This is a genomic window from Elusimicrobiota bacterium (genome assembly GCA_016721625.1).
GTDB lineage: Bacteria > Elusimicrobiota > Elusimicrobia > FEN-1173 > FEN-1173 > JADKHR01.
In genome coordinates, this window is the sequence record JADKHR010000001.1 from 398680 (window position 1) to 410636 (window position 11957).

The 11957-nt window shown below is 56.6% G+C and carries 9 protein-coding genes; all 9 read left to right on the forward strand.

Going from position 1 to position 11957, the window contains the following annotated elements; genetic code table 11:
* Positions 1–225 precede the first annotated feature (225 nt).
* The 9 genes from IPP35_01640 (at position 226) to IPP35_01680 (ending at position 11566) form a co-directional block, all read left to right on the forward strand.
* On the forward strand, positions 226–1758 hold the full coding sequence (locus IPP35_01640) for a BamA/TamA family outer membrane protein (protein ID MBL0057836.1): 1533 nt from the start codon (positions 226–228) through the stop codon (positions 1756–1758).
* A complete protein-coding gene (locus IPP35_01645) occupies positions 1758–4607 on the forward strand; it encodes a translocation/assembly module TamB (GenBank protein MBL0057837.1) in 2850 nt (949 codons plus the stop codon). Before IPP35_01640 ends, IPP35_01645 begins: the two co-directional genes overlap by 1 nt.
* An 87-nt stretch (positions 4608–4694) precedes the next feature.
* Positions 4695–5546: a hypothetical protein gene (locus tag IPP35_01650; GenBank protein MBL0057838.1), complete on the forward strand. Its 852-nt coding sequence runs from the start codon at positions 4695–4697 to the stop codon at positions 5544–5546.
* Between the two features lie 32 nt (positions 5547–5578).
* Entirely contained in the window at positions 5579–6424 is an 846-nt protein-coding gene (locus IPP35_01655; protein ID MBL0057839.1) for a PDZ domain-containing protein, read from the forward strand.
* 124 nt (positions 6425–6548) lie between these two features.
* A complete protein-coding gene (locus IPP35_01660) occupies positions 6549–7346 on the forward strand; it encodes a hypothetical protein (protein ID MBL0057840.1) in 798 nt (265 codons plus the stop codon).
* A complete protein-coding gene (locus tag IPP35_01665; protein ID MBL0057841.1) occupies positions 7343–8518 on the forward strand; it encodes a BamA/TamA family outer membrane protein in 1176 nt (391 codons plus the stop codon). The genes IPP35_01660 and IPP35_01665 overlap by 4 nt, the downstream gene beginning before the upstream one ends.
* Before the next feature lie 57 nt (positions 8519–8575).
* Positions 8576–9790, forward strand: a complete 1215-nt coding sequence (locus IPP35_01670; GenBank protein ID MBL0057842.1) for a hypothetical protein — start codon at positions 8576–8578, stop codon at positions 9788–9790.
* Between the two features lie 34 nt (positions 9791–9824).
* Positions 9825–10577 carry a hypothetical protein gene (locus tag IPP35_01675; protein ID MBL0057843.1) on the forward strand — a complete coding sequence of 251 codons (753 nt, stop codon included), beginning with the start codon at positions 9825–9827 and terminating at the stop codon, positions 10575–10577.
* Entirely contained in the window at positions 10574–11566 is a 993-nt protein-coding gene (locus IPP35_01680; GenBank protein ID MBL0057844.1) for an ABC transporter substrate-binding protein, read from the forward strand. The genes IPP35_01675 and IPP35_01680 overlap by 4 nt, the downstream gene beginning before the upstream one ends.
* Positions 11567–11957 lie beyond the last annotated feature (391 nt).

The following is an 11957-nucleotide window of genomic DNA, read 5'->3' on the forward strand; positions in this document are numbered from 1 at the left end:
GGACTTATGAGATAATCAGGGAATGGGGGCGCTCCTTCTATGGAGGGGGGGGCTGGACGGAGGCAGGAGGGCGGCGTTTGTTGAAAACATTCCCTCTCCCTCCCCTCTCCCGCCATCGGGCGAGGGAACTCCCTTTGAGCGGGTCGGCAAAAATAAATAGGTGGGGTGGGGAATGCGAAGGGGGTGGGTGGGGAAAGCGCTTGGTCTGGCGGCCGTTCTTGGCCTATGGGGTTCCCTTCCGTCTGTTGCGGCGGAAGGAAAGTTGATCGTCCCCGGCTGGCGGGAATTCAGGTTTCGGGAAATCAAGCCTTATCAGACGATGAAGTTCGGGCGGTTTTGGGGCTCAAGGTCGGGAAAGGGATTCCATCGCACAAGGTTCAGGAGGCCTTCGGGCGGATTCGTCCCGCTTATATCGACCGGGGGTTTTTAGATGTGCGCGTCTCCACCTCCATTTTGTCTCGGCCGCCGGAAATTGAGCTTTCCGTTACCGTGGAGGAAGGGCCGCTTTACCGGTTGAGCTCGCTAACGGTGGAAGGGAACCGCGATGTGTCCAAGGAACATATCCTCCGCGAAATCGAAATGCGGCCGGGGGACGCTTTTAGTCCCTCTCGGGTGAAGGAGGGAAACAAGCGGCTTTACGCCACGGGCTGTTTTGATTTGGTGAACTTCTCTCTTTCCACAGCCCCTTACGCCACGGTCGAGGTCAACGTCGTCGTTCGGGAACGAGGGAAACAGTTCGTCAAAGGCGGCGCCGGGTATGGGACGGAAACCAAAGAGCGATTGACCCTGGGCTACGAAGACCAAAGCTTTTTCGGCGGGGCCCGGCGGCTGGACATCCAATTCACTTACTCCGGGTTTATCACTCAACCTGAAAAATACGAAACCCAAACATTTGAATCGACGCTGATCCAACCGTTCCTTTTCGGGACGCGAATGGAGGGCCGGTTTACTCTCGAGCGATCCCGGAAATATCGCGAGGCCTACGACTCCATTGAGAACGAAATGCGTTCCAGCCTGGAACGGCGGTATCGGTCCAACCTCTCCCTTCGCCTGACCCATCGACTGCAAGGGACCTCCCTGACACGCGTCAGTCCGGAAGCGGAAACTCCATCCGAAACGAGCATTGACGCCCTGGGCGCTTCCCTCCGCTACGACAACACGGACGATCCGTTCTTGCCCAGCGTCGGATGGCGAACGCTGGGGTCCGTGGAGGAAGGACTCCAACTTTTTAAAAATGACGTTGGGTTTCATAAATTCGAAACGCGCTTGGGACGATTTGATACGGCGGAATCTGGTTGGACTTTGTTTGCTGGAGGGCAATTCGGCCTGCTACTGCCCGCCTCGGGAGAGGTCAACGAAACCATCCCCATCAACGAACGCTTTTTCTTGGGAGGCGGCAACACCGTCCGCGGCTACTCGGAACGCAGTTTAGGGCCCAAGGACGAAGAGGGGAACCCCCTGGGAGGCACCTTGTACATCGTGGGGAACTTTGAAGCCCGACACCGACTCCACAAAAAGTTGTTTGGCGTGGTCTTTGTGGACGTGGGCAATCTCTACGGGTCCAACCCGGGTGACACAAGTCCAAAGGTGGATTTGCATGACTTGGATGAACTTCGAACGAGTGGGGGATTGGGTTTTCGTTACCACAGTCCGGTGGGCGCCATCCGGTTGGAGGCGGGATATCAGTTTAATCCCCAAGGTTCAACCCATTTCAAGGACCGAACCGCCGTGCACTTCTCCATTGGGGAGGTGTTCTGATGCGACGGTGGATCGGGTTAACTTTTTTGGTTTTTCTTGTTTTAGGAGCGGCGGGTCTTTTTTCCGGCATTTTATTTTTTCCCCTTATCCGGGCCCTCGAACGGGGGGTGGGAAAAAACACCCCGTTGACGCTGACCCTGGGCGGCGTCCGGCTTTCCTTGACCGGAGATATCATTTTGAAGAGGTTGGTTCTGAAGAAGGGAGGGACTTCTCTTGTCTCGATTCCAAAAATCAGGATCGATCCGAATTGGTCCGCCTGGATGAGGGGGAATCTCCGGATGGACTCCCTCACCCTGGTTATGGGGGAGGGGGTTTTGAAGGCCACCGGGACCGTCACTTGGACCCCCCCGTCGGTGACGCTCGGGGGGACCACCGAACATTTCCCCTTGGAACGGTTCACCGGGGGATTCCCCGCTTTGCCTCCGTCCATTCACGTGGCGCATACGGGAACCTGGCGGCTGGAGGGAGATAGGAAAGGATGGGAATTAAACGTGGATGGAAACCTCGACCGGGGGCTATCGGTCGCGAAATCGAATCCCACGATTTCGGGTCGGGTCCACTTTGAGGGACCCAAAGGGGAAGTGGCTCTCGCCCTCGTTCATGAAAAATCCGAGGTGTCGGCCAATGTTCAATTGGACACGGAAAAGGAATGGGTGGAAGGCGACTTTAAAGTGAGAGCCTCTCCGTTCTCTTCTTTTGACGCTCTTTGGGCGGACCTCGAACGCACCCAAGGATCCTTCACCGCCACGGGTCATCTCGCCGGCCCTTGGAAAGCTCCGGCGGGATCCATCCGGGTTCGAGCGGATGGGTTGCGTTATAAGGGATTTGGGATCCAATCCCTCGAGGCCCATCTTGAACGAAAAACGGGCGGGCCTCGCCCCCTCTCTTTGCGTGTATCGGGGTCCTCGCTGACGTGGGTCACGGAGGCGGGGCTGACTCAGGAGCTTCCCCACGCCGGGATTTCCTGGGAGGGTACCCCCACCCAAGGCACCCTTCAATGGGAATTGAAATGGCGGGATGGGACCTCCGCCAAAGGACGCGGGGAGGCGCTTCGAAAAGACCCGGTGTTCACCTGGACCTGGGATCAACTCGGTTTGATATTTCCCCGGGGGGATGAAATGTCGGCGCTTCCGGGAGGAACCGTGGCGATGAACCCCTCGGCCGGGACGATCGACGTTCATCGTCTTCAATGGGGGAAGGAGGGCCATTGGCTCCGCGTTCCACGGTTTTCCTATGGAAACGGAAATCTTGTTTTAGAGGGGACCGCCGAAGACTTCCTTTTGGATCTTCCCAGCTCCCTCACGGGTCGGGATCCCCTGGGCGGACATGTCCAAGGGTCCGTGTCTTTGAAGGGGCCGGTCCGCCATCCGCAAGGTCCGTTCGAGGTGCGTATTTCCAGCGGGTTTTACGGAACCGTCTCTCCTCTTTCGGGTTTGATCAAGGGAACCGTCGAAAACGATCGCGTTATCATTTCAGAAGCGGCGGCGGGAAGCGGCGCTCTGCCGTCCATTCGGCTTCATGGAATTCTCCCATGGGCGTGGATCCTTTCCGAAGAGTCCGATCAGCCGATGGACCTCTATTTGGAGACCGGTCGGCTTGATCCCGCTCTCCTTTTGAAGGGAAATCCCGACCTGAAGCTGGGGGCGGGGGGATTCCTTCAAGCGGAGGGGCGCGTCTTCGGGAAGAAAGGAGCGATTTCCCTGCAAGGGAACCTTTCGGCATTCCTCCCTTCTTTCGGAATGCCCTTGGTCGGCGTGGAAGCTCGAGATACCCATATCGACATCGAACTGAAAGACCGCCATCTGCTCGTTCGAAAAGCCGAAACGAAATTGGGGAAAGGGATGTTGAAGGTTTCAGGAGAGAGCGAACTTCCGGCCCTTCAGCTGGAAGCGGTGGGAACAAAAATATCCATCAAGGCGCGTCGTGAATTGGAAATGACGGCCAACTTGAATTGGCAATTGAGCGGGACCGTGACGTCTCCAGTTTTGTCGGGCACTCTGGCCCTTTTGGAGGGGACCTATGAAGCCGGTAAAAAGAAAAAAGGCGAGGGTAAAACCGTGGAAGTTAATCCAGCTCTGCGCGCCGCGTGGGATTCGGCGCAAATTCAATTAAACGCCACCTGGCGCAATAACGTGTGGTATCGGGAGGGGTTGACAAAGATTGAGACGAAGGCGGATTTAGAAGTCATTAAATCGCGCGGCGCGCCGATGCCCGGACTTCGAGGGGTGGTGACGGTGTTAAAAGGCAATTATGACGCCTTGGGGCGAGACTTTGTTCTTCAATCCGGCGAGCTCACGTTCACGGACCCGTCCGAATTGGATCCCCAGTTGAATTTGCAAGCCACCCATAAAATGCCCGACGCTCTGATTGAGTTGAACGTGACCGGAACCGCTCGAAAACCCGAATTGCGTTTCCAATCAACGCCTCCCTTGCCGGAGCAAGACATCCTCGCGCTGTTGGCCCTTGGAAAAATCCCCGGCCAATCCGCCTCGGAGGGGTCCCCGTCGGACAAAAAGTCGTCGGAAGCGGCGGATTTGGCGGCGAACGTGGTCAGTGATTATTTGACGCGGGAACTTCGATCGGCGGGGATGAACGTGCTGGACCTTGACGTCATCCGCGTTTCCCCTTCCGCCAAGGGAAGCGAATGGACCGTGGGCCGGTATTGGGGGTCCAAACTTTTCCTCAGTTACAGTTACAACCCGGAGGATGCCGCCAACCAGGTATTGAAGGCCGAATACAGCGTCTCTCCGCGGTGGACCTTTGTCGGGCAAACCGGGTCCCAAAGCGACAATTACCTGGACCTCACCTTCCGTCTCCCTGTGGGAAAATCCCGCAAAAACAATAAGTGACGGGGTGATCGGCGCCCCCCCACCTCTGTCCCTTAGAGTTATATAATCTCCCATAGCCTTTCGCGTCTGACGACCTTGGAGCCCTTCATGAAACTTAAATTATTCACCGGTGTGGCCATTGTTTTAGCTTGGAGCGGGGGCGCGGTCCCCTGGGCGTGGGCTGAAAGCGACCCCGCCCGTGCCGTTCCCTGGGAAACATTCAGCGTGACTTTGGGGGGAATGCTTTCGAAAACCGACAGCGTTTTTCGTGTCGGATCGGGTCTGGGTGTGGACGTTGATTTCGAAAAAACCTTGGGACTTGAAACGAAGACCACGGTTTTTCGCGCCGAGTCGGGGTGGCGGTTTACGGAGAATCGACGACACCGGTTGGATGCGTCCTGGTTTGCCTTGCACCGGGACGGGAGCCGGACCTTGGGATTTCAATTTGATGTGGAGAAACCGGATGGATCCATCACCACGATTAGCACCGGAACCGAAATCTCGTCACACCTAGATGTGGATATTTACGAATTAGCGTACAGCTATTCCTTCGTTCAAGATGATCGGCTTGATCTGGCCGTTGTGGGAGGACTTTATGTCATGCCCGTGGATTTCGGTTTCTCCGCCAGCGGGGTCACCGTGGCGGAAGGGGGATTAACCTTTTCGGCGCCCCTCCCGGTGATCGGTTATCGCATGGATTTCGCCATGACGCCGAAATGGTTTTTCCGGAGCGGGACGCAAATCTTTTACGTGGATTACAATGGGTTTGTCGGAAGTTTATCGGACATTCGCGCCGCGTTTGAATACCAGGCCACTAAGAATTTAGGCCTCGGCCTTGGGTTTGATAATTTCCGAGTCAACTTTGAGGGAAACGGAAGTGGTTTGCCGGGTTCGGACTTGGACGGAACAATTGCTTTTGAGAACCGGGGCCTTCAGTTTTACGCGAAATATATATTTTGAAGTTTTTTCCAGAGTTCAGGAGGAGCTAAAAAATGGGGCATTCGAACGAATTTGGACGGAAAAAACCAATGGGGTTGGCGGTGTCGTTCATCGCCTTAGCCGCCTGCGGAAACCCTTATCGGCTGAATTACGTGAGCGTTCTTGATCGGCTTCCCGCCCAACCGGCCTTCGCCCCTTCCACCCCAACGCCTCGGCTGGTGGAGGCGAAAAATCCCCGGGAGGATTCGTTGAGGTTGGTGGAAGAGGGCTATGCGCCTATTGGTTACGTCAAATTCAATTCCGTCAAAGCCGATGAACAATTAGCCTTGGCTCAGGCGAAGGAACTGGGGGCCGACGTGGTGCTGACCTCGATTCAGTTCACCAACGTCGTGAACGAATCCGTCCCTACGACCGTTTATAAGGGTCCGGAAACGGTTCGCGTGGAGGATCGCGGCAACGTCGGGTATACCGGGGTCAATTACAACCGAAGCCAAACCGTGACCTACGAAGGAAGCTACCAAACCGAATTCGTCAACCGCGAAACAGCTTTTTACGATCAAAAGGCCCTGTTCTTTCGCAAACTTCAAGCCCCCGTTTTCGGCGGGGCCGTCAGCGCTCTTCCGGAGGAAGTGCGGAATTCGCTGGGCCGCAACCGCGGCGTGGTTGTTCGCGCGGTCGTGAACGGGTCTCCGGCCTTTCGGGCGGATGTTCTCAAGGGCGATATCCTGATCGGGCTCGAAGGGGAGGACATCATTGAACCCGGCGAGTTTTACAAGAGGATCGAATCCCTGGCCGGTCGGTCCGTCTCGCTGTCTATTTTGCGTAACGGGCAAGCTCTGGAACTCCCCGTTAAGTTGGGGGAGCGCCCGGTGGCGGCGGTTCCGGCGGCGCCGAAATAATGTCTTAATTAAAAGAAGTCGCGGTCAAAGGCGCTCGCTTGCCCAAGAAAACGATGGGAGGGAGCGGGAGAGGGAACGCCGCTTCGAAAGGGCTGAAGGGATAGATTTTTAGGAAGGGGGACGTGTGAACAAAAAACAAACAGGGTTAATCGTGAAAGGGGCAATTTGCGCGGCGGTTTTACTTTGGTCGAGCGGGCCGGCGAGGGCGGACAGCCGGGACGTGGCTCTTTATCCCAACGAGGGTTGGGTTTGGCGGATGGCTCCGGTCATCGGGCCGCAAAGCTATGACGGCTCCGTGCGGGTGGAAGGACAGCGGGGAACGGCGAATGCGGCGTTGAGCGATATCGCCGATCGGGCCACCTTTCAAATGGCGCTTCAAATGGAGGGACACGGGGAACAACTTGGGTTTCTTTTTGATCTTTCCTTCCTGGACTTGAACGCCGATTTAGACAACGGGGTCCAGAAGACGAATCTTTCAGCAAACCTGCTTTCCGTGGACACCCTGGGGTCCTATGGATTGGGCCCTTGGAACATGGGAACCGCTTCGGCCGGGTTTGAGTTGTTGGGCGGGGCGCGGTGGAATCAATTTAACGCCAGCGCGGAGGTTTATCCGGGAGGGTCCGCCGAATCGGGGCGTGGCTGGGTGGACCCGGTGGTGGGGGGGCGGCTCACGGCCAACTTCGATTTCCCGCTTCGGTTGGAAGCCCGGAGCGATTGGGGGGGATTCGGGGTTGGGTCCGCCACGGACTTGACCTGGCGGTTTTTCGGCGCCGCCCATTACCGTCCCGACCCCGCCCTGGAATTTTTCGCGGGGTATCGGATCACCGACATTAAAAGCCAGCACCAGTCGGGCACGGGCGGCACCGCCTTGGACGGCCGGATATCCGGGCCCATGATTGGGATCACTTTTATCCTTGAATGATTTTTTCCAGAACAAAGATTTCCCTTGGGTTCCTTTGCTTAGCAATGAGCGCGGGGGTCTGGGGCGCCTCCCCGCTTAAAAACGCCCGCCTGGGCGAAAATGCCAGCCTGGACCCCAAGCCAGACGCGGCGGAGATGATGGACGATGTCACTGTCTCTTCCGGAACGAAGAAAGGTGTAGATTTTATTTTTGCCCCGATTCCCTTCTCCAACCCCACCACGGGAGCCGGTCTCGCGGGAATGGCCAGCCTGATTTATCCCCTCTCCCCAGCGGACGCGGCGACACCGCCGTCGATGACAGGTCTTGGGGGATTTTATTCCGAAAATGATTCCTGGGGCGCATTCCTGTTTCAACGTCTCTACCTGCCGGGCGGGCGTTGGCGCTTCAACGGCGGGCTCGCCATGATGAATTTCAACTACAACTATTACGGAATCGGCACCGAAGCCGGGTTTGACGGGCAATCCATCCCCGTCCATCAACGAATCAATGGGCTCACGGCCGACGCCCTTTATCGAACATGGAAGTCTCTTTTTGCCGGTATGACGGGCGTTTGGTCGGTTTCCGACGTTTCGATGGGGGGGGGTCTTCCCCCTGCGGGAGCCGGACCAGGCAACGGCTTCAAATCTCAGATCGGGGCGGTGGGCCCAAGGTTGCAATGGGACACCCGGGACAACACCTTTAGCGCCGCCACCGGATCTTTTTTCGACGGCTCCTTTAAATACTACGGCCCGGCGCTGGGGAGCGATTATGAATACAATATCACACAACTGGAATATAACCATTACTGGTCCCCTTCAGAAAAACATGTTTGGGCCGCGCGTGGTTACGGGCGGTTTGCGACCGGGGATGTTCCCTTCTACGCCCTCAGCCAGTTCGGTATGAAAAGTGATTTGCGCGGATACGTGACTGGGCAGTTTCGCGACAATATGATGATCGCCGTTCAGGCGGAATCCCGCTGGCGGCTGACCCGACGGTTCGGCGCGGCGGCTTTCGTTGGGGTCGGCGAAGTGGCCCCGACGCTGAATTCCTTTAATTTAGAAAATCTCTTGCCGAGTGTGGGGGGTGGAATTCGCTACATTTTGTCGGAACAAAATCGAATTGTTTATAGGATCGATTATGCGGTGGGAAAAGGGGAGCAAGCCCTGTATTTTAACGTCGGAGAAGCGTTTTAACCCGTTTGTGCGCCGCTTTTAGCATTTGGGCGAACACCGACTGGTTTCATTATTTCCATGAACAAAACCTTTCTTTCCATCCATGGTCGATTTCTAAAAAAGGGCGTGTGGCTCTGTTTTTTCTCGATGTTTGGTGTTCACCCATCGGTTCATTCTTTGTCCATGGGCGAACCGCTGACGGACAACAACTATCAAATCGATGTGACCCGCACCGTGACCACCGGGTCCACGAGGAAGATCGCTCTCGGCGGAGCATGCGCGGGCATCGCGGAAGGGAACGCGGCGATTCCGGACAATCCGGCGGCGGTATCGTACCGGGCCCGGGCCTTCATGCGGCCCTTGGAACTGGATATGGTTCTAAGCACCCTGGCCATTGAAGACAACGACTCCGACAATAGCGGAACGGAAAGCCTGGTTTACGGCAACTCCTCCCTGGTGGATTTAGGGGCGATGGCGCAGTATAAAAACTGGGGGATTGGGTTTGTCAGCCAGATGGCGGTATTTGAATCGGAGAACCTCCCGCAAAATCAAGAGGCTCAATTTCGGAGCGGCATCCTGGCCGCAGGGTATACCACGGACGACAGAACCATCGCTTTTGGGTTTTCGCTCAACCCGGTGGGCGCTCGCGTCCATCCGAAAGACAATTACGACCCCCGGTCTTTTCAATTGAAGGGAGTGGGGTACGGCGCGGGGATCTTAGTCCATCCTTGCCGGGGGGCCTGGCGGTTTGGCGCGGCCTACTCCTCCGGGGTCTCCACGGATGAGGGGCTAGTCAGCTCCGCTACGGAGGTCGTCAAGGTGGGGAACCTGATTGTCCCGGAGGGGGTTTTGGAGGCCGACAACTTCTCCCTCGGCGTCGCCCATGAATGGAACCATTTTCTTGGGTGGCGCGGCCACCCAGGGTTGGCCAGCGGAGACATCCGTCTTTTTGGGAAATCCCCGTCCAACGCCCAGGGGTCGGCGGCCTTCGTCAGCCAAACCTCCCGGCCCATCGGGCAAAAAGCCATCGCGACCATTCACGGCGGGGCGGAGGTGGAACTGGTTCCCAACCGCTTTCGTCTTCGGGCGGGCACGTATTACGAGCCCAGCCGCTACGAGGGCGGCTCGGCCCGGACCCATATCACCGGCGGGTTCGAGGTCCGACTGTTTTCCATCCCCTTCGTCACCCGCGACGCCTCCTTTTCCTACGCCGTGGATTCCACCTCCCGCTACCAGGTCCACTCCTTTTCGTTATGGCTTTGGGCTTTGGCCGTGCCGGTTCCCGCTCCATGATGGGAAATGCTAAATTTCGGATACGATGAGATTTGTGGGAATTCGATTGGAATTTAATTTCAAACTTCGACGCTTTCGGACGAAGGCAGTGGTGTTCGCCCTGGCCGGTGGGGTGTGGGCGGCCACGGCGGGAAACCTTTTCGCGGACAACCTGATCCCGGAGGGGGCGCTGTACGTGACCCACAGCAAGATTTTGCGGAGCCGGTTTGCGGCGGGGTTGAATTACCGAACCGAAGACGGGTCGGTCTCGTCGGGCAACCTGGAATACGACTTGGATGTGGGGTTGCTCACTTTCTTCCGGCGCTATGTCTTTAAAGATCCCAACGTGGAAAAGGCCCAGCGTTTAACCACGCGGTTAGGTTTCGCCTATATTCCGGATTTGCGCGACGTGGAAAATCCGGCTGATGAAAACCGCGGGATTTTCGAGGTCACCGGGAGGATCCCCTTCGGGGGATCCTGGTTGCTTGCCGACCGCAACAAAGGGGATTTTCGCTGGATCGACGGGGTTTATTCCGCCCGCTACCGCAACCGGGTGCGGTTGGAGCACAGCATGGTCCGTGGATCGTTCAAGTGCACGCCCTACGCCAACGCCGAGGCCTATTACGATTTCAAAGCCGACGAGTGGAATCGGGCGGACATGACGCTGGGGGCGGAGTTTCCCTGGCGGTGGAGCACGGTCTTGGAATGTTATTTCACCCATTACGAAACCCGGCGCGGCGGTGACGGGCAGTCCTGGGGTTTCGTGTTCCAAAAACATCTCGTGACAAAACCTCGGGGGGGAACATGATTCGAAACCGTTTCCGAAATGTTTTGGTGGGGGGAGCGATCATCGGAGGGGCCTGGGGCTTTTCGGCCGCAAAAGAAACGGAAATCACACTGGAAGTGGGCACACAAAATTATGCGCACACCCGGCTCCTTCAGGAGGGGTCTGTGAAGGTGTCTGGTTGCACGCTCCATTACAACACGCTGTCCCTGGCAAGTCTCCGGGCCCAACCCGAAAAGTTCGACGTTATTGAAGTGGATATTTTGCCTTTTCTATCTCAACTGGCTGCGGGAGAGCCGCAAGATTACACATTAATCCCTGTGTTTCTTCTGCGGGAGTTTCCTTTGCGGGATCTGTGGGTTCGATCCGATCGAGGGATTAAGGGCCCGGAGGATTTACGGGGGAAACGGGTGGGGGTGGATGGCTACGGAACCAGCGGGGCCACCTGGATCCGGAAATTCCTCCAATCGAGCGCCACTTTGAAAACCGACGACATCACCTGGGTGGACGTCTCCACGGGTCCGCCTCCCCATAAAAGCTTGGTGGAGTTGATTCAGGCCGGAAAGGTGGACGGGATGATCTTTATGGGAACTCCCGAGGACGCGGGCCCTGTTGTTCGCCTTTTCCCGAATTACGCGCAAGTGGAACAGGATTTGTTCAAGGCGAGCCGGGTATTTCCCCTGGCTACAGCGCTGGCGGTTAGGACTGACCTCGTTAAAGAAAACGCATGGCTTCCGGAAGCTTTGTTTATGGCTTTCGCCGAGGCGAAACGCCGAGCCGTTGAAAACCTGGGCACCGACAAGGAACCCAAAATTCCCTTGCCTTGGGGGGCGGAGTCTTACCAGACGACCCTGGATTTGATGGGAAAACAATATTGGTCCTACGGCGTGCCGAACAACCCTCGTTCCTTGAAAGCCCTTTTAGATGCCGCTTTTGCCCAAGGACTGTTGAAACGTGAATTGAAGGTGGACGAGATTTTTGAACCCTCCACACTGCAACTGATGGATCAGTGACCAAGGAGGTGTTGGGTTCGTTGAGATTGAGAGGGGAGAATGAAGAAGACCTCCCCTTAATCCCCTCCTTGGGAAGGAGGGGAAACAATGGCTCGACAGGGATTTGTCCCTCCCCTTGATAAGGGGAGGGGTGTGGTGCGAAGTTCACTTTTTTTAGGAGTTAAAATGAAGAAAACTCTATCGTTATTGTTGTGTCTCTTGTTGGGCCGGGCGATTCTTCCCCTTTCATCCGACGCGGCGTCGTCGGCCGATACGGACCAACGGTTTCAAGCGGTGGATCAACGACTCAAAGAGTTGGAAGACGCTGTCCGCGCTCGGGACGCTAAAATCGACAAATTAGAATCTGAACGAAAACGGGTGAACACCTACACGCCTAACCTGGGATTTAAGG